This window comes from Parasphingomonas halimpatiens (genome assembly GCF_036663795.1).
In the GTDB taxonomy this organism is placed as follows: domain Bacteria; phylum Pseudomonadota; class Alphaproteobacteria; order Sphingomonadales; family Sphingomonadaceae; genus Sphingomonas.
In genome coordinates, this window is sequence record NZ_JAXOJP010000015.1 from 11,458 (window position 1) to 35,933 (window position 24,476).

Annotated in this window: 25 protein-coding genes and 2 tRNA genes; 26 read left to right on the forward strand and 1 reads right to left on the reverse strand. The window is 66.4% G+C overall.

Annotation, left to right across the window (positions count from 1 at the left end; all coding sequences use genetic code 11):
* Window positions 1–61: 61 nt before the first annotated feature.
* The 9 genes from lon to U1839_RS15370 all read left to right on the forward strand — a co-directional run bounded on the left by lon (window position 62) and on the right by U1839_RS15370 (window position 9,072).
* Window positions 62–2,476 carry an endopeptidase La gene (gene lon, locus U1839_RS15330; protein WP_281126309.1) on the forward strand — a complete coding sequence of 805 codons (2,415 nt, stop codon included), beginning with the start codon at window positions 62–64 and terminating at the stop codon, window positions 2,474–2,476.
* Between the two features lie 149 nt (window positions 2,477–2,625).
* A complete protein-coding gene (locus tag U1839_RS15335) occupies window positions 2,626–2,898 on the forward strand; it encodes an HU family DNA-binding protein (RefSeq protein WP_281126308.1) in 273 nt (90 codons plus the stop codon).
* A gap of 154 nt (window positions 2,899–3,052) precedes the next feature.
* Window positions 3,053–3,127, forward strand: a tRNA-Val gene (locus U1839_RS15340).
* Window positions 3,128–3,428: 301 nt separating this feature from the next.
* Entirely contained in the window at window positions 3,429–6,020 is a 2,592-nt protein-coding gene (locus tag U1839_RS15345) for a TonB-dependent receptor (protein ID WP_332804482.1), read from the forward strand.
* A gap of 252 nt (window positions 6,021–6,272) precedes the next feature.
* Entirely contained in the window at window positions 6,273–6,644 is a 372-nt protein-coding gene (locus U1839_RS15350) for a hypothetical protein (protein WP_332804483.1), read from the forward strand.
* Between the two features lie 121 nt (window positions 6,645–6,765).
* Window positions 6,766–7,119: an ArsR/SmtB family transcription factor gene (locus tag U1839_RS15355; protein WP_332804484.1), complete on the forward strand. Its 354-nt coding sequence runs from the start codon at window positions 6,766–6,768 to the stop codon at window positions 7,117–7,119.
* Between the two features lie 11 nt (window positions 7,120–7,130).
* Window positions 7,131–7,676, forward strand: coding sequence for an arsenate reductase ArsC (locus U1839_RS15360; RefSeq protein WP_332804485.1), 546 nt, complete (start codon window positions 7,131–7,133; stop codon window positions 7,674–7,676).
* Window positions 7,673–8,407: an arsenical resistance protein ArsH gene (gene arsH, locus U1839_RS15365; RefSeq protein WP_332804486.1), complete on the forward strand. Its 735-nt coding sequence runs from the start codon at window positions 7,673–7,675 to the stop codon at window positions 8,405–8,407. Before U1839_RS15360 ends, arsH begins: the two co-directional genes overlap by 4 nt.
* On the forward strand, window positions 8,404–9,072 hold the full coding sequence (locus U1839_RS15370) for an aquaporin (RefSeq protein ID WP_332804487.1): 669 nt from the start codon (window positions 8,404–8,406) through the stop codon (window positions 9,070–9,072). The genes arsH and U1839_RS15370 overlap by 4 nt, the downstream gene beginning before the upstream one ends.
* 389 nt (window positions 9,073–9,461) lie before the next feature.
* On the opposite strand, the gene U1839_RS15375 is transcribed toward U1839_RS15370, so the two are convergent.
* Window positions 9,462–10,136: a prolyl hydroxylase family protein gene (locus U1839_RS15375; RefSeq protein WP_332804488.1), complete on the reverse strand. Its 675-nt coding sequence runs from the start codon at window positions 10,134–10,136 to the stop codon at window positions 9,462–9,464.
* Window positions 10,137–10,278: 142 nt separating this feature from the next.
* On the opposite strand from U1839_RS15375, the gene U1839_RS15380 reads away from it, so the two are divergent.
* From U1839_RS15380 to ccmE, 17 genes are all read left to right on the forward strand, one after another.
* A complete protein-coding gene (locus U1839_RS15380) occupies window positions 10,279–11,124 on the forward strand; it encodes a type II secretion system protein N (protein ID WP_332804489.1) in 846 nt (281 codons plus the stop codon).
* Window positions 11,121–13,334: a type II secretion system secretin GspD gene (gene gspD, locus U1839_RS15385; RefSeq protein ID WP_332804490.1), complete on the forward strand. Its 2,214-nt coding sequence runs from the start codon at window positions 11,121–11,123 to the stop codon at window positions 13,332–13,334. Before U1839_RS15380 ends, gspD begins: the two co-directional genes overlap by 4 nt.
* Entirely contained in the window at window positions 13,334–14,884 is a 1,551-nt protein-coding gene (locus tag U1839_RS15390) for a GspE/PulE family protein (protein WP_332804491.1), read from the forward strand. The genes gspD and U1839_RS15390 overlap by 1 nt, the downstream gene beginning before the upstream one ends.
* Window positions 14,877–16,103: a type II secretion system inner membrane protein GspF gene (gene gspF / locus U1839_RS15395; protein WP_332804492.1), complete on the forward strand. Its 1,227-nt coding sequence runs from the start codon at window positions 14,877–14,879 to the stop codon at window positions 16,101–16,103. The genes U1839_RS15390 and gspF overlap by 8 nt, the downstream gene beginning before the upstream one ends.
* An 8-nt stretch (window positions 16,104–16,111) precedes the next feature.
* Window positions 16,112–16,579 carry a type II secretion system major pseudopilin GspG gene (gene gspG / locus U1839_RS15400; RefSeq protein WP_443030625.1) on the forward strand — a complete coding sequence of 156 codons (468 nt, stop codon included), beginning with the start codon at window positions 16,112–16,114 and terminating at the stop codon, window positions 16,577–16,579.
* Window positions 16,554–17,054, forward strand: a complete 501-nt coding sequence (locus U1839_RS15405) for a GspH/FimT family pseudopilin (RefSeq protein WP_332804494.1) — start codon at window positions 16,554–16,556, stop codon at window positions 17,052–17,054. Before gspG ends, U1839_RS15405 begins: the two co-directional genes overlap by 26 nt.
* A gap of 83 nt (window positions 17,055–17,137) precedes the next feature.
* Window positions 17,138–17,575: a type II secretion system minor pseudopilin GspI gene (gene gspI / locus U1839_RS15410; protein ID WP_332804575.1), complete on the forward strand. Its 438-nt coding sequence runs from the start codon at window positions 17,138–17,140 to the stop codon at window positions 17,573–17,575.
* A 53-nt stretch (window positions 17,576–17,628) separates the two neighbouring features.
* A complete protein-coding gene (gene gspJ, locus U1839_RS15415) occupies window positions 17,629–18,285 on the forward strand; it encodes a type II secretion system minor pseudopilin GspJ (protein WP_332804495.1) in 657 nt (218 codons plus the stop codon).
* Entirely contained in the window at window positions 18,272–19,288 is a 1,017-nt protein-coding gene (gene gspK, locus U1839_RS15420) for a type II secretion system minor pseudopilin GspK (RefSeq protein ID WP_332804496.1), read from the forward strand. The genes gspJ and gspK overlap by 14 nt, the downstream gene beginning before the upstream one ends.
* On the forward strand, window positions 19,285–20,379 hold the full coding sequence (gspL, locus tag U1839_RS15425; RefSeq protein ID WP_332804497.1) for a type II secretion system protein GspL: 1,095 nt from the start codon (window positions 19,285–19,287) through the stop codon (window positions 20,377–20,379). Before gspK ends, gspL begins: the two co-directional genes overlap by 4 nt.
* Window positions 20,376–20,855 carry a type II secretion system protein M gene (locus tag U1839_RS15430; RefSeq protein WP_332804498.1) on the forward strand — a complete coding sequence of 160 codons (480 nt, stop codon included), beginning with the start codon at window positions 20,376–20,378 and terminating at the stop codon, window positions 20,853–20,855. Before gspL ends, U1839_RS15430 begins: the two co-directional genes overlap by 4 nt.
* A gap of 124 nt (window positions 20,856–20,979) precedes the next feature.
* Window positions 20,980–21,696 (forward strand): type II secretion system protein N, encoded by a 717-nt coding sequence (gene gspN / locus U1839_RS15435; protein WP_332804499.1) that lies wholly within the window; start codon window positions 20,980–20,982, stop codon window positions 21,694–21,696.
* 48 nt (window positions 21,697–21,744) lie between these two features.
* Window positions 21,745–21,821 (forward strand) — tRNA-His (locus U1839_RS15440).
* Between the two features lie 23 nt (window positions 21,822–21,844).
* A complete protein-coding gene (locus tag U1839_RS15445) occupies window positions 21,845–22,897 on the forward strand; it encodes a Glu/Leu/Phe/Val family dehydrogenase (RefSeq protein WP_332804500.1) in 1,053 nt (350 codons plus the stop codon).
* Between the two features lie 101 nt (window positions 22,898–22,998).
* Window positions 22,999–23,724: a heme ABC transporter permease CcmC gene (gene ccmC, locus U1839_RS15450; RefSeq protein WP_332804501.1), complete on the forward strand. Its 726-nt coding sequence runs from the start codon at window positions 22,999–23,001 to the stop codon at window positions 23,722–23,724.
* Complete coding sequence (locus tag U1839_RS15455; protein WP_332804502.1) at window positions 23,721–23,837, forward strand: heme exporter protein CcmD; 117 nt, start codon at window positions 23,721–23,723, stop codon at window positions 23,835–23,837. Before ccmC ends, U1839_RS15455 begins: the two co-directional genes overlap by 4 nt.
* Window positions 23,834–24,268, forward strand: a complete 435-nt coding sequence (gene ccmE, locus U1839_RS15460) for a cytochrome c maturation protein CcmE (protein WP_332804503.1) — start codon at window positions 23,834–23,836, stop codon at window positions 24,266–24,268. Before U1839_RS15455 ends, ccmE begins: the two co-directional genes overlap by 4 nt.
* Window positions 24,269–24,476 lie beyond the last annotated feature (208 nt).

The window sequence follows — 24,476 nt, forward strand, 5'->3', positions numbered from 1 at the left end:
AGCGTTTCCGTCACCATATAAGGAAAGATCGGCGCTGCGTTCAGGCGCCTCCGGAGCATTCATGACCAACACCTACCCCGTCCTGCCGTTGCGCGACATCGTCGTCTTCCCGCATATGATCGTGCCGCTGTTCGTCGGTCGCGACAAGTCGGTCGCGGCACTGGAAGCGGCGATGGCCGCCGACAAGGAAATTTTCCTCGTCGCCCAGCTCGACCCGGCCGAAGACGATCCCGATCGCGACGATCTCTACGACATTGGCGTCACCGCTTCGGTGCTTCAGCTTCTCAAGCTGCCCGACGGCACCGTGCGTGTGCTCGTCGAAGGCAAGCTGCGCGCGCAGCTCGAAGCCGTCGCGCCCAAGGATGGCTATCTCGTCGCCGACGTGACGATGCTCGAGGGCGGCGAGGGCGAGGAAGAACTGGCAACGGCCAGCCATGAGATCGCCGCGCTGATGCGCTCGGTGATCGACCAGTTCGAAAATTACGCCAAGCTCAACCGCAAGCTGCCCGCCGAGACCGCGGTGCAGCTCGGCGAGATCGAGGATCCGTCGCGACTCGCCGACGCGGTCGCCGGCAACATCGCGATCAAGGTCGCCGACAAGCAGTCGCTGCTGGTCGAGCGCGATCCGGCCAAGCGGCTGGAGATGGTCTTCGCCTTTATGGAAGGCGAGCTTGGCGTGTTGCAGGTCGAGAAGAAGATCAAGAGCCGCGTCAAGCGCCAGATGGAGAAGACGCAGCGCGAATATTATCTCAACGAGCAGCTCAAGGCGATCCAGCGCGAACTGGGCAATGATGGCGAGGAAGGCGAGGCCGACGAAGTCGCCGAGCTGACCCAGAAGATCGCCACGCTCAAGCTGTCGAAGGAAGCCCGCACCAAGGCCACGGCGGAGCTCAAGAAGCTCAAGACGATGGCGCCGATGTCCGCCGAGGCGACCGTCGTGCGCAATTATCTCGACGTGCTGCTCGGCCTGCCCTGGGGCAAGAAGTCCAAGCTGAAAAAGGATATCGTCGCGGCACAGGCGGTGCTCGATGAGGACCATTACGCGCTCGAGAAGGTCAAGGACCGGATCATCGAATATCTCGCGGTGCAGGCCCGCACCAACAAGCTGAAGGGGCCGATCCTGTGCCTCGTCGGCCCACCGGGCGTCGGCAAGACCAGCCTTGGCAAGTCGATCGCCAAGGCGACCGGGCGCGAGTTCGTGCGTCAGTCGCTCGGCGGCGTGCGCGACGAGGCCGAGATTCGCGGCCACCGCCGCACCTATATCGGCTCGCTGCCGGGCAAGATCGTCACCAATCTCAAAAAGGCCGGCACGTCCAACCCGCTGTTCCTGCTCGACGAGATCGACAAGCTCGGCCAGGATTTCCGTGGCGATCCGGCCTCGGCGCTGCTCGAGGTGCTCGACCCGGAGCAGAACGGCAAGTTCCAGGATCACTATCTCGAGATCGACATCGATCTGTCGGACATCATGTTCGTCACCACCGCGAACACGCTCAACCTGCCCCAGGCGCTGCTCGACCGGATGGAGATCATCCGGCTCGAAGGCTATACCGAGGACGAGAAGGTCGAGATCGCGCAGCGCCACCTGATCGCCAAGCAGATCGAGGCGCATGGCCTGAAGGAGGGCGAATTCGTCCTGACGACCGAGGGCCTGCGCGCGTTGATCCAGGGCTATACGCGGGAAGCCGGCGTGCGCACGCTCGAGCGCGAGATCGCCCGGCTGGCGCGCAAGGCGCTGCGCCGCATCCTTGAGAACAAGATGGAGAGCGTGGTCATCACGCCCGACAATCTTGCCGACTATGCCGGCGTGAAGAAGTTCCGCCATGGCTTGTCCGAGGAAGACGATCAGATCGGCGCGGTCACGGGTCTCGCCTGGACCGAGGTCGGCGGCGAATTGCTGACGATCGAGAGCGTCACCGTGCCCGGCAAGGGCGCCGCCAAGGTCACCGGCAAGCTCGGCGACGTGATGAAGGAATCGATCGAGACCGCGTTCAGCTACATCAAGGCGCGCAGCCCGACCTACGGGATCAAGCCGAGCATCTTCAACCGCAAGGACATCCACATCCATCTGCCCGAAGGCGCGGTGCCCAAGGACGGTCCCTCGGCCGGAATCGGCATCGTCACGTCGATCGTGTCGACGCTGACGGGTATTTCGGTGCGCCGCGACGTGGCGATGACCGGCGAGGTGACGTTGCGCGGGCGCGTGCTGCCGATCGGCGGCCTCAAGGAGAAGCTGCTCGCCGCGCTGCGCGGTGGCATCAAGACCGTGTTGATCCCGGCGGAGAACGAAAAGGACCTCGCCGAGATCCCCGCGAACATTCGCGAGGGCCTCACGATCATCCCGGTAAGCCATGTCGATGAGGTGCTGCGCCTGGCGCTGACCGCACCGCTCGAGGCGATCGACTGGAGCGAGGCGGACGATCTCGCGGCGCAGCCGCCCGTCGGGGTCGCGCCGATCGGCGGCGGCGTTCATCATTGATCAAGCTTTGATCAACGTTCTTTTCGTGTAGCGAACGGCTCGAATCAGGACATTTTTCTTTGACAGCGGGTTATTGACCGGCCTTATTGGAGGTTCGGCCTTGCGCCGCGACTCATTCGAGCAGTTTCGTTACACGGGGGTCTGAAGGCATGAACAAACAGGAATTGATCGCATCGGTCGCGGACGTATCCGGGCTGGGCAAGGGTGACACCAGCAAGGCAGTCGAGGCGGTCTTCGATGTGATCTCGGCGGCGCTGAAAAAGGGTGACGAGGTTCGCCTCGTCGGGTTCGGCACCTTTTCGGTGTCGAAGCGCAAGGCTTCGACCGGGCGCAATCCGCGTACCGGCGAGCCGATGACGATCAAGGCCTCGACGCAGCCGAAGTTCAAGGCCGGCAAGGGCCTGAAGGACGCGGTCAACTGATTTCGCGTCGATCGGCGGCGACGGGGCTGGACAAGTCTTCGCCGCCTGTCCTAAGGCGACTGAACAAGGGGCGGCGGCGACGTCGCCCCGTTGCGTTGGTGGAAAGCCCGCAACAACATCGCGGCATGCGCCACAGACGGCGCATCGGAGCGATGGGCGCGTAGCTCAGCGGTAGAGCACACCCTTCACACGGGTGGGGTCACAGGTTCAATCCCTGTCGCGCCCACCATCGCCGATCGGCGGGTCGTTACGACTCGGGCCGACCCTGCAAGATCGTTACGACGCAGAATCGAGCCTACTGCCAGCGAAATTCCTGGCGCGTTTTGACGGTGATTTGATGTAACCGCGGTTCGGTTGTGGGCTTTTGGCCACACCGGAGAACCCTTTTTTCTTCGCCAGTCATCATATTGCAGAGGGGCGCAGTGAATGTGACAGTTACGTGTCGCTGAACGTAACATTAGTGACCCAAAGCGGCTCTAGCGGCCCCCTTGTAGCAGGACATCGAGTCCTGACCGAAGGGGATCTTCAAAATGCGCTCTCACCGTTTTCGCCTGCACCTGATGCTGGGCGGCGCCTTGCTGGCCACCACTGCGACGGCGGCGTTCGCCAAGGAAGCGCCGGCGCCGGCTCCCGCCGCTGCCGAGCCCGCGCAGCCTGCGGCCGATGCGCCCGACGCGAGCCAGATCGGCGACATCGTCGTGACCGCGACTCGTCGCGAAACCAACCTGCAAAAGACGCCGATCTCGATCAGCGTGCTTAGCAGCGAAGCGATCCAGGATCGCCACGTTCTCAGCCTGTTCAACCTCGCCGACGGCTCGGTTCCGTCGCTGCGCATCGCAACCTTCGAGGCGCGCCAGTCCGCGCTGACGATCGGTATTCGCGGCATCGTCCCGTACGACCAGAACCAGACCGCGCGTGACGGTGGCGTCAGCGTCTATATCGACGGCATCGCCCTCGGCAAAACCCAGGGTCTCAACTCGGCGCTGTTCGATATCGAGCGTATCGAAGTGCTGAAGGGCCCGCAGGGCACGCTGTTCGGTCGTAACACCGAAGGCGGCGCGCTGTCGCTGGTCACCAAGGCGCCGTCCGGCGAGTTCGGTGGGCGCGTCGTGGCCGGTGTCGGGAATTACGGCAGCCGCAATGGCGAGTTGCACCTCGACCTGCCGGCTTACGCCAATATCGCGCTGAAGTTCGACGGTGTGTATCAGCATCAGGATCCGACGGTGAAGAACCCGCTCTCGGGTTCGACCGGCTGGAACTTCTACGATCGCAAGGGCGGCCGTGTCGCGGCGCGCTGGAAGCCGGTCGAAGGTCTCACTGCCGACTTCGGCTATGATTATGCGAAGGACGAAAACTCGCCCAACTACAGCCAGCTCGTCAGCTATAATCCGAACGGTTATACGGTCGGCACCTTCACCAACCCGTTGACCGGCGCCGTTGGCACGCAGCTCTTCCTTCCGGGCACGCCTGCCGGCATCGCGGGTACGGCCTGCGGCGGCACCATTGCCGCCGGCGCCGCGACGCCCATCTGCATCGCGCCCAAGGCACCGATCGTCGGCGTTCATCCCGAGCGCCAATATGTTGCCGACGTCGGTGTGCCGCAGCAGCCCAGCGTCGACATCACCCACGGTTTCTCGGCCAATATACGCTACAAGGTAGCGCCGTGGCTCGAGCTTCGCTCGATCACCGCCTGGCGCGGCGTCAAGACGGACCAGTGGGACAACTCCGGCGGTCCGGAGCGCAGCTCCTTCTCGCCGAACACGACGGGCGCGAACGGCTTCTTTAGCCGCTACAGCCTCTCGTTCCTGCGCCAGCATCAGTTCAGCCAAGAATTCCAGGCGGTCGGCAGCATTCCGCAGTTCGACTATGTCATCGGTGCCTATTATTTCACCGAGCATGCGACGGAATATGCCGCGACCCCGCTGACCAACCAGTGGAACATCAACGGCACCGCCTACACCATCCGCAGCCCGATCTTCGCCGGTAACGTCAACTCCGGGAACAACTCGGGTTATCAGCAGACCGACCCGGCCTGCATCAATGCCCTGACCACGCTGTTCCCGAACAGCTGCCAGTTCATCACCCGTGACAGCGAGGCTTCCGACCACAATTACTCGCTGTTCGGCAATGTGACCTACACGCCGGATGGTCTCGACAGCGTTCACATCACCGCCGGCGGCCGCTGGACCAAGGACAAGCGCCATGGTCGGTTGTTGGTCGTCAACAACGCGTTGCAGCCGTTCGCCTTTGAGAACAGCGTCAGCCGCTTCGACCCGATGTTCAACATCGCGTTCGACGCCACGCCCGACATCCATCTCTACGCCAAATATGCCACCGGCTTCCGCGCCGGCGGTGCGAATGACCGCTCGCTGACTTTCAACGCCTTCGGCCCTGAGTCGGTGAAGTCGTACGAAATCGGCGCCAAGATGGACTTCTGGGAGCACAAGGCCCGCCTGAACATCGCCGGCTACATCATGGACCGTAGCAACACCCAGTTCGACTTCGATCTGTTCGACACCACGGGCGGCAGCCCGACGGCCGGTTCGCACATCGAGCAGACCCAGAACGCCGGCACCAGCAAGATTCGCGGCATCGAAGCTGACCTGACGGTCAAGCCGATGCAGGACCTGACGCTGACCGCCTCCTATGCCTATACCTACTGGAAGGCTCCATCGGCGGTGAACTCGATCACCGGTGGTCTGCCGCAGCAGCTCTACATCGTCTACACGCCGAACCACGCTGCTTCGGGCTCGATCGATTACAGCATCCCGGTCGGCGATGCAGGGACGAAGGTTCGCCTTCATCTCGATGCCAACTATGCGAGCAGCCAGTACAGCTTCCAGCTCGAATCGACCAAGACCGACTCGAGCTTCGTCGTGAATGGCCGCCTGGCACTGGCCGATATCGCGGTTAACGATCATAACAAGGTCACCCTCTCGGTGTGGGCGCGCAACCTGCTCGACCGGACCTATATCTACCGTCGCTCGTCGGCGAACTCTTCGCCGGTGTTGAACTATAACGGCGCGACGCTGGTATCGACCAACTATGGCGGTATCCTCGGCGACTATGCCAACTTCAACGCGCCGCGGACCTGGGGTCTCGAGGTCGCCGCGAAGTTCTGATCGGTTAAAAGGGGGAAAGGGACCCCGGCGCTTCGGTGCCGGGGTCTTTGACCTGAGGAACGCGGGCTATTGCCAACGTAGAGCAAGGGCTTCGGCGCGATCGCGCCGGAGCCTTTTTGCTTTGTCGGGACATTCGATCGGCGCGTCAGCCGGCGTCGCGGCGGGAGGTTCAGGCCCAAAACTTCCCTATCTTATGTTCATTGATTCTGATATCGTGGAAATATAGAAGCAATGAATATGAGGGAGGATGCTATGAAGATGTGGACGATCATTCTGGCGGCGGTCGTGTCGGCGGCCCCGGCCGATGCAGCGGACGCCCCGGCGGCGGTGAACACGCTCTCGGCAACCGGTCAGGGAAATTGGGAAATAATCTGCCACATCGTCAGGCCTGGCGGCGAATCGCTCAACCGTATCCTCGATGCCGGTCACGACCATTACAGCGATGCAAATCTGTTGCGGGCGTCATGCGACGTGAAGAATGCCAACAGGGCACCTTTGATCGTTTCGATATCGGCTCCGGCGCTGAAGTGCCCGTTCAAGGTCGCCGAAACCGGCGCCTGTGAGCAAAGCTTCGCGAAAGGTAGGGCGGGCTCGTTCGAGCTCAGCGCCGGGACGAGGCGATAGCGGCAACGCGCGCTATCCGATGAATGGCGCGTCCCAGAACGACCGCAAAAACGTGGTGAGAAATGGTGCGGACAAGGCAAGATCGCATTGCCGGTATCGTCATTTCCGCTACAGATGAGTAATGGAAATGAAGACTGCCGTTAACGCCCTGTCGGCCCTGGCCCATCAGGGGCGCTTATCCGTTTTCCGCATGTTGGTTCAGGCCGGCCGCGATGGCCTTCCGGCCGGTGAGATTGCGCGCCGGATGGGGGTGCCGCCCAATACTCTGTCCGCCAATCTGACCATCCTGGCCAATGCCGGCCTGGTCGATAGCCGGCGTGAGGGCAGGTCGATCATCTACACCGCCATTTATGCGCACATGACGGCACTGCTGGAGTATCTCATGCAGGATTGCTGTGGCGGATCGCCGGAAATTTGTGCGTCGCTCGCCGATGTCGCGCTGCGCAGCCGATGCGACGCCACGGGGACCGCATGACAGTCGGGACCATGAACATTCTGCTGCTGTGTACCGGCAACAGCGCGCGCTCGATCCTCGGTGAGGCGATCATCAACCGGCTGGGCGAGGGGCGATTTCGTGCCTTTTCCGCCGGCTCGTTCCCGAAGGGCGCCGTCCATCCCGGGGCGCTCCGCCTGCTCGCACGCCACGGCTACCCAACCGATGGTCTGCGCTCGAAAAGCTGGGATGAATTCGCCGCGCCGGGCGCACCACCGATCGACCTGGTGATCACCGTCTGCGACAATGCGGCGGGAGAAGTCTGCCCGATCTGGCCGGGCCATCCGGTCAAGGTCCATTGGGGGCTGGCCGATCCTGCCGCGGTCGAGGGCGACGACGCAGCGATCGATACCGCGTTCGAGGCGGCCCATGCTGCACTGTCACGGCGGGTCGCAAAGTTGGTTGCGCTACCGTGCGAAGACCAGGCGTCTGTGCTGCGCCAACGCATCCAGGCGATTCATGACGATCTGGCCGATACGGAATCCGCCCCGGCGCCGATCGGCTCGACCAGCGAAGATGACGAGAAGCCGCTGCCGTGACAGATCTTCCGAATGTCGATCCGGCCTTTCTCGACCGGGGCATCGCCGAAAAATTGCGCGCTCCGGCAATGTTCGGCCACCCGCCGCGCATCCTGCTGCTCTACGGCTCGCTCAGGGAGCGCTCGTACAGCAAGCTCTTGACGCTCGAGGCCGAGCGCCTGTTGCGGTCGTTCGGTTGCGAGACCCGACTGTTCGACCCTGCGGGGCTGCCGCTGCCCGACAGCGTGCCGGCGGACCATCCCAAGGTCGCCGAGCTCCGCGCCGCATCGCTCTGGTCCGAGGGGCAGGTGTGGTGCTCGCCCGAGCGGCACGGCGCGATCAGCGGCATCATTAAGACCCAGATCGACTGGTTGCCGCTCGAGGAAGGCGGGGTCCGCCCCACCCAGGGCCGCACGCTTGCCGTGATGCAGGTCTCGGGGGGCAGCCAGTCGTTCAATGCCGTCAACACGCTGCGCCTCTTGGGGCGATGGATGCGGATGATCACGATTCCGAATCAGTCGAGCGTGCCGAAAGCCTACACCGAATTCGACGACGCCGGGCGCATGAAGCCGGGGCCGCTCTACGATCGCGTCGTCGATGTCATGGAGGAGCTGGTCAAGTTCACCCTCCTGACGCGCGGCAGCAGCGCGTACCTTACCGACCGCTATTCCGAGCGGCGCGGTGCGGGACGGCCACCGGCCGGCGCCGATCATCTCGCGGCCATCGCGCAACCGCGAGAGCGGGCATCGTGACCGCGCCGCTTGCCCGCCGCTTGCTCGCCGAAGGGGTCGGTTCGGCGTTCCTGTTCGCGACCGTCATCGGATCGGGGATCATGGCGCAGCGACTGGCGGGCGAAAACGTCGCCATCGCGCTGCTCGGCAACACCCTGGCGACGGGCGCGATCCTCTTCGTGCTCATCGCAATGCTGGCGCCGATCTCGGGCGCACATTTCAACCCGGCGGTAACGCTGGTCGCGGCGATGCGGGGCGATGTGCGCTGGGGCGATGGCGCTTTTTACGGGGTCGCGCAGCTTGCCGGCGGCATTGCCGGCGTGCTGATCGCGCACCTCATGTTCGACGTGCCGATCGTCCAGATCTCGCACCATGCGCGAACCGGTGTCGGGCAATGGACCGGCGAAGCGGTCGCGACCTTCGGGCTGATCCTGACCATTCTCGGCACGGTCCGCCACCGCCCACAATGGGTGCCGGTCAGCGTGGCGCTCTATATTGTCGCGGCCTATTGGTTCACCTCGTCAACGAGCTTCGCCAATCCGGCGATCACCGTTGCCCGCAGCCTCTCCGACAGCTTCGCCGGAATCGCGCCGTCTGACGTGCCGATGTTCATTGTCGCGCAACTCGTCGGCGCTCTGGCGGGGGCATTGCTCGCGCGGATATTGTTTCCCGCCGCACCTGACTGACGCCGACGGCCCCGGCAGGGACTCGCCGCGGACGGGGTCGATCGAAAACGCGACGCCGGCGATGGCCGACGTCTGAGCGATTCAACCGCCGTCGCATCCTGGGTAACAGGCAGCGCCGCAATCGTGCCCGCACGATCGCGACGCGGTCTTTCTCATCGTCGATGTTGGATGTTGTTCGCCCTGTTCCGCGGCGAACGGGGTCTGCCTTGCTCTTGTTCCGCGCTTGTTATCCAGGAACAGGGAGATGCTTCGCAACTAGCTGAACAGGCGTGAGAATCGGGCGCGTTGGCGGGCCCGTTCGCACCTGAAAATAATTTGACTGCAAGAACGGAAGAAACAGGACGGATCGTTGGAATGTCGTAGTGCCCCGACCGGCGCATCGACGGCGATCACCAGCCCCAGGGGCGCTCGCGAAACCATTTGGTGATGACATATTTCACTCCGGCACGAACCTTCATGCCGTGGTGCAACGTCGCCGGATTGGGCGTGCTGTCAGCGCGGCGGTTGTTCCAGGCGAGCAGCTTGCCGGTTTCGGGCTGGACGATCTTGTCGATCACCTTGAAGCGCGTCGCGCCGCCGGCATCGGGTTCGTTGAGGTAGAGCATCACCGTCCAGGTGCGCTGGCCGGCAACGCTGCAGAAGCGCTCGTAATCGACACCGAGCGGTTCGAAATAGTCGGTATGCTGCTTGAACTCCTGCCCGACGGCATAGCGTTGGCCCTGCATCGGCTCGCCGAACTGTGGGTCGAGCCCGGTGAAGGTGCAGATTCGCGCATCGAGTTCGGCGACCAGCGGGTCGTGCCGGTCGAGGTCGCAGGTCTCGCTGGTGCGAAAGGCAGCGTCGCCGTTCGCGTCCGAGATCGTCGATGGCCGGCGGGTAGCGTCGATCCGCGCGATCAGCGCGGTACAGGTCGCTTGATCGAGGAAGTTCTTGCGCAGGAACAGCGTCAGCTTGGGGCTCGGCACGCGCTGGACGCCGGGCATGGCGGAAAGTGCTGCGACCATTGCGTCGGCGGGAAGGCCCGAGCCGAAACGGCCGGGCAGCGGATCGGAGGCGTGGGACATCCGTCATAATTGCCAGCGGTTCGAGCGATTTTCCACCCTGTTGCAATCCGCTGAAACAATCAGTCTGTAGCGCTTGCGGTTCACATCGCCGTCGCTCCCCTGTAACAGCGGACGTTCGGCAGCTCGCGATCGGGACTTTCGCATGCGTTTGGTACTGGATCCACGAGCACGCGCCTGGTTGCGGCGGTTCCCGCGCGCCAGCGTCTATTCGCTCGCCGAGATCCTGCTGCTGGCGGTGCTCGCGGTGCAATGCGCGCGGCTGGTGTGGACGATCGTGACGCCGACCGGCCCGCTCGGTGAGTGGCGCCCGACGGCGGCGGGTTTCGCCGGATCGCCGACCGCGATGCTGCGCGATTACGATCCGTTCTTCCGGTTGGGGGGTGGCGACGACAAGCCGTCGGTGGTCACCTCGCTGCAACTGACGTTGTTCGGCACCCGCGTCGACGAGGCGATGGGCGGCGGTTCGGCGATCATCGCCGGCCCCGACAATGTCCAGCGCAGCATCCTTGTCGGTCAGGAGATCATGCCCGGCGTCAAGCTCAAGGCGGTAGCCTTCGACCATGTGACGATCGATCGCGGCGGGGCGGCCGAGGACCTGTTCCTGCCGCAGGACAGCGTCCCTGCTTCGCAGACGACCAGCGCGCCGCCGCCGCCGCCGCCGGGTGGCATACCGGTCGGTGCGGCGCCGCCTGGCGCCCCAGCCGGTCTAAGCGTCGCGCAACTTCGCGCCGATATCGGCTTCATCCCGCGCGTCGATGGCGGCCGGATCAGCGGGCTCGTCGTGCGGCCTCAAGGCGCGGGCATGGCCTTTCGCCAGCTCGGCTTGCAGGACGGCGACGTCGTCACCGCGATCGGCGGCCGTGCGGTCAGCGGCCCCGGCGACCTCGACCGGCTCGCCCAGCAATATCCGCATGGCGGCAATCTGCCGATCACCGTAGAGCGCGGCAACCAGACCGTCCCCATCGTCATCACGATCGCGAGCCCATGAAAAAGCTGATCCGAGGTTCCCTGCTGGCCCCCATGCTCGCGCTGGCGCTTGCCGGGCCACTCGTCGCGCAGACGACGATCAACGTCCACGATGCCGACATCCGCGCCTTCATCGCCGATGCCGCGCGGGTGACCGGGCGGATCTTCATCATCGACGCGCGCGTTAACGGCAAGGTCACCGTGGTGTCGGAACGGCCGTTGTCGAAATCGGAATATTTCGAGATATTCCTCTCGACGCTGCGCGCCAACGGCCTCGTCGCGGTGCCGACCTCGAACGGCGCGTTCCGCATCCAGCCGCTCGACAATGCCTCATCGCAGCCCAGCCGGGTCGGGGCGGGCAGCGCCGGGCGCAATGCCTTCGTCACCGAAGTGGTGCGGCTGCGCTCGATCGATGCCGCTTCGGCGGTCGATACCGTGCGTACTCTGGTCAGCCCGCAAGGCTCAGTCACCGCCAATCGCGGCGGCAATTCGATCGTCATCGTCGACTTCGCCGACAATGTCCGCCGCGTCCGCCAGGTGCTGGCGCGGATCGATACCGACAATGCCGCGACCCGCGTCGTCGCGCTCAAGAACGCCGGCGCGCGCGAGATCGCCACGGCGCTGCAGACGTTGATCGGGACAAGCGGGCAGGGTGGCGGCGCCGGGACCGGGCCGAGTGCCAGCGTCGTGGCGATCGTCAGCTCGAACTCGATCGCGTTGCGCGGCGACCCCGCGACGGTGTCACGGCTCGCCGGTGTTGCCGAGGATCTCGACCGTCGCGCCAAGAACGGCACCGAGATCAAGGTCATCTTCCTCGAAAATGCCGATGCCGAGCAGCTGCTTCCCGTGCTCCAGCAGCTTGTCGGTCAGCCGGCGACGCAGCCGGCGCAAACGCAGCTGTCGCAGACCAGCATGAGCGTCGCGAGTCGCAATGGCGGCGGCACCAGCGGCAATATCGTCCCGCCGCAGAACCAGGCGACGCAAAGCCAGTCCGGCGGCGCGACCGGAGGGCAGGCGGCAGTCTCCGCCGAGGGCGGACGGACCGCGTCGGTCGTCACGCGCTTCGCTGGTGCCAACGCGATCGTCATCGCCGCACCGGCCGAGGTGCAGCGCCAGCTCGGCGAGGTGGTGCATCAGCTCGATACGCGGCGTGAACAGGTATTGGTCGAGGCGATCGTCGCCGAGGTGTCGGATACGACTGCCGACAAGCTCGGCGTCCAGTTCCTGCTCGCGGGCCTGCCGGGCAGCGGCATCCCGTCCTTCGCCACGACCTACAGCAACTCGGCGCCCAACCTGCTGACCATCGCCGGCGCGATCGGTGCGCGCTCGCTCAACACCACGACGACGACGGTGAACGGCAATACCACCACCACCACCACCGGCAGCACGACCAGCGACACGCTCGCCCAGTCGGCGATCAGCTCGATCCTCGGCGCGACCGGCGGTTTCGGCGGCGGCGCGTTCAACATCGGCAAGGACGCGATCTTCGGCACCATCATCAACGCGGTGAAGTCCGACACCACCTCGAACCTGCTGCAGAGCCCGCACGTCATCACGCTCGACAACCAGCCGGCGCGGATTCTTGTCGGGCAGGAAATCCCGATCACCACCGGCCAGGCGCTGTCGACCAACTTCGACAATGCCTTCCGCACCGTGCAGCGCGAGAATGTCGGGATCGAGCTCGAGGTACGGCCGCAGATCAACGCCTCGGGCGCAATCAAGCTGTTCCTCCACCAGCAGGTCAGCTCGATCGCCGGGCCGGTGTCGAGCGACAATAGCGACCTGATCCTCAACAAGCGCGAGGTCGAGACGACGCTGACCGTCGATGACGGACAGATCGCGGTGATCGGCGGTCTGCTCGACGATAACGAGCGGCGCACGGTCGAGAAGATCCCGCTGCTCGGCGACCTTCCCGGGATCGGCGCGTTGTTCCGTTCCAAGGCCAAGACCCGGACCAAGACAAACCTGATGATCTTCATCCGCCCGACCATCCTGCGCACTGCCGAGGACACGCGCCGCGTGACCGAGCAGCGTTATGGCTATCTGCGCGTGCAACAGGCCGGCCAGCGCCCCGACGAGGAGCCGAGCATCGACCAGCTGGTGCGCGACTATCTCGCCGCGGCGGCGCCGCTGCCGCCGGCCGGCATGCCGGGCAGCATCGAGGACCCGCGGATCGCCGTCCCGACCCAGCCCGCCACCGGTGCCGCGATCCGGCGCAAGAGACGGCACTGATGGCGAGCGTCGCCGACATCAGTGACAGCACCGCCGGGTTCGGCGCGGTTCCGGCGGCGACGATCCCCTATGCCTTTGCGCGGCGCTTCGGCGTTGTGCTGGGCGAGGACGCGGCCGGTGAGGCCGCCATCGCGATGCGCGAGGGCAGCGATCCCAAGGTGCTGCTCGAACTGCGTCGCCATCTCGCCCGACCGTTCGATGTCGGCTTCGTCTCGGTGGAGGCGTTCGATAAGCTCTTGTCCGAGCGCTACGCGATGGACGGCCAAGCGGCGGCGATGGCGGCGGGTTCGCTCGGGCTCGGCGACGAGCTCGACCTGCTGGCCGACCATTTGCCAACCGCCGACGATCTGCTCGACACCGCCGACGACGCGCCGGCGATCCGCCTGATCAACGGCATCATCGCCGACGCCGCGCGCAACGGCGTGTCGGACATCCATGTCGAGCCGTACGAAACCGGCCTTGTCGTGCGGATGCGCATCGACGGCGTGCTGCGCGAAACGCTGCGCATGCCGCCGCACGTCGCGCCGGTGGTGGTCAGCCGCATCAAGGTGATGGCGCGGCTCGACATCGCCGAGCGTCGCGTGCCGCAGGATGGCCGCATCGGCCTTACGCTCGGCGGCAAGCTGCTCGACGTGCGCGTCTCGACGCTGCCGAGCCGGGCCGGCGAGCGTGTCGTGCTGCGTATCCTCGACAAGGAGAATGCTGGCATCGACCTGACGATGCTCGGCATGAAGCCCGCGACGCTGGCGATGCTGACCACCGCGCTGACCGAGCCGAACGGCATCATCCTCGTCACCGGCCCGACCGGTTCGGGCAAGACCACCTCGCTCTACGCCGCGCTGCGGCTGCTCAATGACGGCAGCCGCAACATCCTGACGGTCGAGGACCCGGTCGAATATGCCATCGACGGCGTCGGCCAGACCCAGGTCAACCCCAAGGTCGGGCTGACCTTCGCCGCCGGCCTGCGCGCGATCCTGCGGCAGGATCCCGATGTCGTGATGGTCGGCGAGATCCGCGACCGCGAGACCGCCGAGATCGCGGTACAGGCCTCGCTCACCGGCCACCTCGTGCTGTCGACCGTCCACACCAACGACGCGATCGGCGCGATCACGCGGATGCGCGACATGAAGGTCGAGCCCTTCCTGCTCGCCTCGACGCTGCGCGCGGTCATCGCGCAGCGGCTGGTGCGGCGCCTGTGCGAACATTGCCGCCGCCCGATCCCGGCGCCGCCCTCGGTCAGGAAGATGCTCGGCCTGCCCAAGGGCACGGTCGTGTACGAAGCGGTCGGCTGCGAGCATTGCCAGGGCAGCGGCTTCAAGGGCCGGATCGGCGTGTTCGAGGCGGTGCGCATCGACGAGCCGCTGCGCCGCATGATCAACGACGGCAGCGACGAGACGCTGCTCGCCCGCCACGCCTTCGCGCATGCGGACGATCTGGGCACGGCGGCGCGTGCACTGGTCGCAAGCGGCGAGACGACGCCCGAGGAAGCGGTGCGCGTGTCGCGCCGCGACGCCACCGAGCCCGAACCGCTGGTCCCCGCCGATGGCTGAGTTCGATTATCTCGCGATCGACACGCGCGGGCGCGAGACGCGTGGTCATGTCAGCGCGCCGTCGATCGACGACGCGCGCGAATTGCTCGATCGCAAGCGGCTGTTCGTCGTCAAGGTCGAGGCCGGCTCGGGCACGCCCAGGCGCGGCACGCCGTTGCTGGCGGACCTCCGCTTCGGCCGGCGCAAGATGAGCGGCAAGCAGCTTACCCTGTTCACGCGCCAGCTGGCGACGCTCAACCGCGTCTCGCCGCTCGAGGAGTCGCTGCGCACGATCACGCGCCAGACCGAGCAACCGCAGGTCCGCGAGATCATCGAATCGGTCCATGCCGGCGTCGTCGAAGGCCGGCGCCTCGCCGAGGCGATGGGGCGCGAGCCGAAGAGTTTTCCGCCGCTCTACCGCGCGATGGTCTCGGCCGGCGAGAGTTCGGGTTCGCTGCCGACGATCCTCGACCGGCTCTCGGTGCTGCTCGAGCGCCAGGCCGAGATTCGCGGCAAGATCATCACGACGTTGGCCTATCCCGCGATGCTCGCGCTGGTGGCGGTGTTCGTCGTCACCGCGCTGATGATGTTCGTCGTGCCGCAGGTCGTCGCGCAGTTCGACACCGTCGGGCAGCAACTGCCGCTGCTGACGCGGATGGTAATGAGCCTGTCGGCGTTTCTCGTCGGCTGGTGGTGGGCGCTGCTGATCGCTATCGTCGCGCTCGGCCTGCTGGCATGGCGTGCGCTGCGCGAGCCGGCGATCCGGCTGGCCGTCGACACGCGGTTGCTCAAGCTGCCGCTGCTCGGGCGGCTGTTGCGCGATCTCCACGCGGCGCGGATGGCGCGCACGCTGTCGACGATGGTCGCCAGCCGCCTGCCGCTGCTCGAAGGCCTCGCGCTGACTGCGGGCACGATCCACAACCGCCGGCTCCGGCTCGCCTCGGACGAGATCGTCGAATCGATCCGCGGCGGCGGCAGCCTGTCGGCGGCGATGCGCCGCGCCGGGGTGTTCCCGCCCTTGCTGGTCTATCTTGCCGCCTCGGGCGAGGCGGCGGGGCAGCTCGACAGCATGCTCGAACGCGCCGCCGACTATCTCGAGCGCGAGTTCGACCGTTTCACCGCGACCGCACTGGCGCTGCTTGAGCCGCTGATCATCATCGCGATGGGCGGCATCGTCGCGACGATCGTGCTATCGATTCTACTGCCGATCCTGCAGCTCAACACGCTGGCGGGACAATGAGGATGGTTATGGAAGCGAGTGTGCGTAACGAGGTCGACGAACAGCGCAGGAAGAAGCGCAAGCGCGAAGACGGCTTTACGCTGGTCGAACTGATGGTGGTGATCGTGATCATCGGCCTGCTCTCGGCGATCGTGGTGATCAACGTCCTGCCGCTCGGCGACAAGGGCCGGATCGCCAAGGCCAAGGCGGATATCTCGGCGATCCAGGGTGCGCTCGATCTCTACAAGCTGCAGAACGGTGCCTATCCGACCACCGCCCAGGGGCTGGAGGCGCTGGTCGCGGCGCCGGCCGGGGGCGATGCCGCGAAATACCAGGCCGGCGGCTATCTCAAGGGCAAGCTCCCGGTCGATCCGTGGAACCGCCCCTATCTCTATGCCTCGCCGGGCCAGCATGGCGAGGAGGATGTCTGGACGCTCGGCGCGGACAACCGCGAAGGCGGCGAGGGTGCCAATGCCGATATCGGCAGCTGGGAATAAGCGCCTGGGCGAGGGGGGATTCACCCTTGCTTGGCGTTCCGCCGAACACGGCTTCACGCTGGTTGAGATGATGGTCGTCATCGTCCTGATCGGGGTGGCGTCGGCGGCGGTCGTGTGGGCGCTGCCCGACCCGCGCGGCCGGCTGGCGGACGAGGCGGAGCACTTCGCCGGTCGCGCCAAGGCGGCGCACGATCTCGCCATCGCCGGTTCGCGACCGGTCAGCTTGTGGGTCACCGCGACCGGCTATGGCTTCGACGAGCGGCGCGGCGGCGCCTGGGTGGCGATCGGCGACAAGCCGCTGCGCGTCGCACAGTGGAGCGAGGGCACACGCGCGCAGGTCGCCGGGGTACGAGAGCGGGTGATCTTCAATCCGACCGGGCTGGTCGATCACGGTCTTTCGGTGCGGCTGGAGCGCGGTGCCGCGACCGGCGCTGTGACGATCAGCGGCGATGGCAGCGTGAAGGTCGGCGAGTGATGCGCGCCTTCCCCAGTACACACCGTGCTCCTGCGCACGCAGGAGCCCAGAGTTCGGGGCGCAGCGCTTGTGGCTCTGGGCTCCTGCGTGCGCAGGAGCACGAGACAGCTTGTCGGCCGGACTCAGGCCAAAACGAACGTGGCTTCACGTTGATCGAGATGATGGTCGCGCTCGCTGTGTTCAGCCTTGCCGCACTGGCGCTGATCCGACTGGAAGGCGCGACGATCCGTGGCGCGAGCATCCTCGATTCGACGCTGACCGCACAGATGGTCGCGCGCAACGTCGCGATCGAGGCGGTTACCGATGCGCGGCCGCCCGTGATTGGCGGTACGACGGGTACCGAGAGCAATGGCGGGCGGGCTTGGCAGTGGACGCGGCATGTCGAGCCGACCGGGGACACGCGCATCATGCGCATCGACGTGACGGTGGCGGACGCTGCCGGGGCGCGGCAGGGGCATATCACGATGGTGCGCGCGACCGTGCCGGAACCTGCGCCGACACCCACCCGGACTGGTTCGTGACGCAAAACCCGTCCACGCCGATCCCCGGCGAACGCCGGGGTCCAGGGCCAAGCGTGTCTCGCCTCGTAACCCTGGACTCCCGCTTTCGCGGGAGAACACCGCGAACGGGCGAAGCCGGCTTCACCCTCGTCGAGGTGATGATCTCGCTGCTGATCTTCGGCCTGCTCGCCGGGGCGGCGGTTGGTTTGCTGAGCTTCAGCGTCCGCGCACAGACCGCGACCGCGGCCAGGCTCGACGATATCGCGGCGTTCAACCGGCTCACTTCGTCACTGTCCGCCGATCTCGCCCAGGCGTTGCCGCGGCGAACGCGCGGCGAGGGGGGTGAGAGCCAGCCGGCCTTTTTCGGCGCGGCGGGGTCGGGCACCGCGCCGATGTTGCGGCTGGTACGCGGCGGGTGGAGCAATCTCGACGAGGCGCCGCGCGCCAGCGTGCAGAAGGTCGATTACCTCTTTCTCGATGGCGGCATCGCGCGCGTCTCCTACCCGATGCTCGATGGCGCCAAGGCACAGCCTTCCTCCCCGATGCTGACTCATGTGCGCGGCGTGACCTTTCGCTATCGCTACAATGGCGCGTGGAGCGACCATTGGGACGGAGGCTCGATCGCGGTCATGCCGCAGGCGATGGAGATGCGGCTCGTGCGTGACAATGGCAGCGAGTTCCGCGCGCTGTTCCTCGTCGGTGCCGATCAGGTGAACCATGCGACCAGTTGATCGCCCCCGCGTTGAAACGCGCGTTTTCGCGGGTTTTCAAAAACACTCCGAGCGTGGCGCGGCGCTGCTCACGGTGCTGCTGCTCGTCGCCGTCATTGCCGTGCTGGCGGGGACCGCGCTGGAGAAGTTGCGGCTGTCGACCAGGATTGGCGGCAACGCCGTCGCGCTCGATCAGGCGCGCGCCTTCGCCCAGGCGGCGGAGATCCTAGCCGTCGCCAAGGTCAGCGACCTGCTGGCGCGCGATCCCAACCGCGTCACGCTGGCCGGCGGGTGGAGTGACAAGCCCTTTCCGCTGCCGATCCCCGGCGGCATCGCCACGGCGCGGGTTCGCGACGGCGGCAATTGCTTCAACCTCAACAGCCTTGTCGTCGAGACCGGGCCGGGAATCTATGCCGCCTATAGCCCGACGCGGCGGCAGTTCGCGCGGTTGATCCGGCTGGTCGGCGCCCCGACTTCGTCGCCCGACGGCATCGCGGCAGCGACCGCCGACTGGATCGACAGCGACAATGCTCCGGTCGAGCAGGGCTCCGAAGATGCCAGCTATACCGGCTATCGTCCCGCCGATACGCTGATGGCCGATCCGAGCGAGCTGCGCGCCGTCGCCGGGGTAACGGCGGCGGTCTATGCCAAGCTCCGGCCATGGGTGTGTACCTTGCCCAAGGCTGAGCCGTCGAAGATCAACGTCAACACGCTGTTGCCCGAACAGGCCGCGTTGTTCGCCATGCTGCTGCCCGATACCCTGTCGGTCGAGGGCGCGCGCCAGATGCTGCTCAAGCGGCCGCCTCAGGGCTTTGCCAGCACGTCTGAATTCTGGAAACTGCCCGCGCTGTCGGCGATCACCGCCGGGCCGGACGCCGAGGCGCAGACCGCGGTGACGACGAAATGGTTCGCGCTGCGCGTCGATGTGACGCTGGGCGATGCCGATCTCGAAGATCATGGCCTGATCGATGCGACAAAGCTTCCCGCGCGGCTCGCAACGCGGCAATGGGGGGAACCGTCATGAGCGATACCTTGGTCCTTTTCTTGCCCAGCGGGCAATCGCCGTGGCGCTGGCTGCGCATCGTGGGCGACCGCATCTCCGCGCGGGGCGAGGGCGTGCCGGGCTTCGATCCCGAACGGCGCGAGAACGCCGTGGCGGTCGCGCCGGCCGAGGCGGTGACGCTGCACTGGGCCGATCTGCCCGATCGCTCGACCGCGCAGTCGGTGGCAGCAGCGCGGCTGCTCGCCGGCGATGCCAGCATCACCCCGCTCGGCGAACTGCATGTCGCGGTCGGGCGCGAGGCCGAGGGGATCGAGCGCCCGATCGGCGTCGTGTCGTCGCAGTGGATGCACGGCGCGCTGGCGGCGCTCGCCGCAGAAGGGATCGACCCCGACGCGGTGATTCCCGCGCCGATGCTGCTGCCGCGTCCCGACCAGGGTTATGTCCGCGCCGATCTCGGCGGCGAGGGCGTGGTGCGCGGCACCACCAGCGGATTTGCCGACGAGGCGCGACTGACCGAACTGGTGACCGGCGGCGTCGCACCGACCGTGCTGGGACGCGAGGAACTCGAGGCGGCGATCGTCGGAGCGGTGGCGTCGCCGACGCTCGACCTGCGCCAGGGCGAATTCGCGCGGCGGACGCGCGCCGCGATCGACTGGGCGCTGGTACGGCGGCTGGTATGGCTCGGTGTCGCCATCCTGACGGTCACGCTGCTGATCAGCCTCGTCGAGATCGTGAAGCTCAACAGGGCGGCCTCGGCGATGGAAACGCGCGCCGATGTGCTGGCCCGGACCGCGCTGCCGCGCGGCGAGACGGTCAACAATGCCGATCGCCAGCTTGGCGAGCGGCTGGTGCGAATGCGCGGCGCGGGGCTCGGCTTCAGCGGCACTGCTGCTTCGGTGTTCGCCGCAGTCGGGGCGGCACCCGGCGCCGAACTGCGCGCGCTGGCATTCGACGGTACCGGCAAATTGCGCGCGACGGTCGCGGTGCAGAATGAAGGGATGATCACCGATATCATCACGCGCCTGCGGCGCCAGGGCTTCACAGTCGCGCCGAGCACCGCGCAGAATATCGGCGGCGTTTTCAGCATCGACCTGACGGTGAGCGCAGCATGATCGACGCAGCTAAGACCTGGTTCACGTCGCGCTCGCTGCGCGAACAGCGGCTGGTGCTGGTGATGCTGGCCCTTCTTGCGTTGACGGTGCTGTGGGCCGCGATCATCCTGCCGGTTACCGATGGTCTGTCGACCGCCCGCACCCGCCACGACGCGGCCGTCGTGTTGCTGGCTGAGACGGAGGGACGCGTCCACGACATCAAGGCGCTGGAACGCAGCCGCCCGGCGCCGCTCGGCGCGCCACTCGACACGATCATTCGCGATCGCGCCAACGCCGCGGGCTTCGCGCTCGCCAATGTCAGCCGGGTCGGTGACGACGGCGTGCAGATCGGTATCGCTTCGGCCCGGCCGGGCGCGTTGATGGCGTGGATCGCGGGGCTGGAGGATGACGGCATCCTGATCGACACGCTGACGCTGACGGATAACGGCGACAAGACCGTGGCGGCACAGATCTCTTTGCGGGTGCGCGGGTCGTGAGCGTGGCTTTCATTGCCTCGTGCTCCTGCGCACGCAGGAGCCCAGGGTATCTGGCGCTGCGCTTGTGGCTCTGGGTTCCTGCGTGCGCAGGAACACCGCGGCCTTCAAACGCGGAGCAATGCGCATGAAACTCCGCCTACAGACCCGCCCCGCCGTCCTGTTTGGTGCGATGTTCGCCGCCGCGCTGCTGTTGCTGCTGCCGCTGCGACTCGTCGCCGGCTGGGCCGGGCTGGGCGATGCGGGGCTGTCGGCGCGTGCGGTTCATGGCAGCGTGTGGTTCGGCACGATGGACGAGGCGGCGTTTGGCGGCGTCGCGCTCGGCGATCTGCGCGCACGGCTCTCGCCGTTCAATTTGTTGCTCGGGCGCGCACGGGTCGCGGTGCAGGGGCGCGGCGCGGGCCCGACGGCGCAGGGCGCGGTGACGGTCAGCCGCCACAGCAGCGGCATCGACGATGTCTCGGCCAGCCTTCCGACCGGGGCGGTGTTCGCGCCGTTGCCGATCAGCCAACTCGATCTCAGCGCAGCGAGCGTGCGATTCGACGATGGGCGGTGCGCGCGGGCGCAGGGCACCGTGCGTGCCACGGTCACCGGCACGATCGCCAGCGTCGACCTTGGCGGCAGCATGTCGGGCGCGGCGCGGTGCGAGGGCGGTGCGCTGATATTGCCGCTGCGCAGCGCCGCGGGTGGTGCCGCGATCGATCTGCGGCTGCCGGGCAATGGCCGTTTCCACGCCGACCTGATCCTGCCCGCCAGCGACGCCGCGACGATCACGCGATTGCAGCTCGCCGGCTTCCAGGCCGGCCCCCGGGGTTATACGCTTTCCGCCGAAGGCCGCTTCTGACAGCCTTGACGGTGCCATGCCCGGCCCGCTAGGGGCGGCGGCTCTGCGGCGATCGTAGTTCAATTGGTTAGAGCACCGGCTTGTGATGCCGGAAGTTGCGGGTTCAAGTCCCGTCGGTCGCCCCATCATTTTTCCCAGGATATCGAACGTGTCCAGCGGCTGGGGTTTCCCCGATTTCGACGACCATGAGGCCGTCCACCTGTTCACCGATCGCGAGTCCGGGCTCCAGGCGATCATCGCCGTCCACTCCTCCGCGCTCGGTCCGGCCGCCGGCGGAGTTCGCTTCTGGCACTATCCCACCAGCGACGACGCGATCACCGACGCGCTGCGCCTGTCGCGCGGTATGAGCTTCAAGAATGCGATGGCCGGGCTGCCGATGGGCGGCGGCAAGGGCGTCGTACTGGCACCCGAGCGCGGCGCCGAGATCACCACCGCGCAGCTCGAAGCCTTTGGCAACGCCGTCGAATCGCTTGGCGGGCAATATGTCACCGCCGAGGATGTCGGCATGTCTGAAGCGCGGATGAAGGTCATTGCGACGCGCACGCGGCATGTCTCGGGCCTGCCCGTCGCGGCGGGCAGCGCCGGCGGCGATCCCGGGCCGTTTACCGCCATGGGGGTGTATCTCGGCGTCAGGGCGGCAGCGCGGCGCAAGCTCGGGGCCGAGTCGATGAAGGACGTCCATGTCGCGATCCAGGGCGTCGGCAGCGTTGGCGGCGGTCTCGCGCGGCTGCTCGCCAAAGACGGTGCGCGGCTTACGCTGGCCGACGTCGATGTCGCGAGGGCGACGGCGCTCGCCGGGGAACTCGGCGCTGCGACCGAATCGGCCGAGAAGATCCTCGCGATCGATGCCGATGTGATCAGCCCCAATGCGCTTGGCGCGATCCTCACCGAACGCTCGATCGAGGCGCTGCGCACCACGGTCGTCGCCGGCGGCGCCAATAACCAGCTGGCAACCGGGCAGGAGGGCGCGCGGCTCCACGCCTGCGGCATTCTCTATGCTCCCGATTATGTCATCAACGCCGGCGGCATCATCAATGTCGGTCTCGAATATCTCGGCCAGGGCGACCGTGCCGAGGTCGAGGAGCGAATCGCGCGTATTCCGGATCGCTTGATCGAGGTGTGGGACGAGAGCGACCGCAGCGGCGCACCGGCCGCCGATGTCGCCGACATGCTCGCCAAGCGTCTGATCGGGCGCGGCTGACACGTAACGCACCGTCGCCGCGACTGCCCGAATGGGACCGGGTGCTCCGCCTTGATCGAGGCTGGATTTCAGCCCGCAAAACCCCTAGCGTCGGGCGCATAGTGTCCAGCATTCACGCCCTCGCCAATCCCGCTCGCTTCCTCAAGATCGCCCGTCCGTTGACGCCGGTGCTGTTCTGGAGCGGCGTCGTGCTGGCGCTGTTCGGCGCATGGGCCGGGCTGACGCTGACCCCGCCCGATTATCTGCAGGGTGACAGCGTCCGCATCCTCTACATCCATGTGCCGACCGCGTGGCTCGGCATGGGCGGGTGGAGCGGGATTGCGATCTCGTCGATCGCCTATCTCATCTGGCGCCACCCGCTGGCGATGGTCGCGGCGCGCGCGATCGCGCTGCCCGGCGCGCTGTTCGCGGCTTTGTGCCTGATCACCGGATCGATCTGGGGCCGACCGACCTGGGGCACATGGTGGCAATGGGACGGACGGCTGACCTCAATGCTGCTGCTGTTCTTCGTCTATCTCGGATTTATGGCGCTCAACCGAGCCGATGCCGATCGCGGCGGCGACGGCCGTATTCCGGCGATCTACGGTGTCGCCGGTTCGGTGCTGCTGCCGATCATCCGCTATTCGGTGGTGTGGTGGAACACACTGCACCAGGGACAGAGCATCGGGCTGACCAAGTCGAGCATCGCCGGTTCGCTGCTCTGGCCGCTGCCGTTCACGCTGATCGGCTTCACGCTGATCTTCGCCGGTATCGTGCTGATGCGGATGCGCGCGCTGCTCGGTGCCGCCAAGGCCGAGGCGCGGATGCGGCGGATGGCGACGGCATGACCCATCTTGACCACTGGCCCTTCATCATTGCCGCCTATGGGCTGACCTTCGCCGCCACGGCGGGGCTGTCTTTATGGGCGTGGTTGCGCATGCGGGACGCCGAAAAGAAATGAAAGCCAAGCAACAGCGACTGATCCTCGCGGGCCTCGCCGTGCTGGCGATCGCCGGCGCGAGCGGCCTCGCGCTCTCCGCGCTCAAGGACCAGGCGGCGTTCTTTTACGCCCCGGGCGACGTGAAGAAGACCGGCCTTCCGCTCGGCCATGCCGTGCGGCTCGGCGGGATGGTGCAAGGCGGGTCGATCAGGAAGATGCCCGACGGCGTGACGATCGACTTCGTCGTGACCGATGGCGTGGCGACGGTGCCGGTGACCTTCCGCGGCATTACCCCCGACCTGTTCCGCGAGAAGTCGGGCGTGGTCGCCGAGGGGCAGTTCAACGCCGACGGCAGCTTTACGGCCAGCAACCTGCTTGCCAAGCATGACGAGAAATACATGCCGCCCGAAATGGCTGGCAAGATGCACGAAACCAAGACGCTGGCGCAGTGAGCAGCACATTGCCTCCCTCACGCCGGAGTGGTTCCGGGATCCATATTATGTCGCGTACCGCCAACGCTGTCGTAGTGGCCACTGTCTCCCTGCTTCTTAACCACCCCGGCGGAGGCCGGGGCCCAGGTGGGGGACGGTTAAGGCGAGGTCGATCGCTCACCAACCATGACCTTTCCATCTGGGCCCCGGCCTCCGCCGGGGTGGGGGT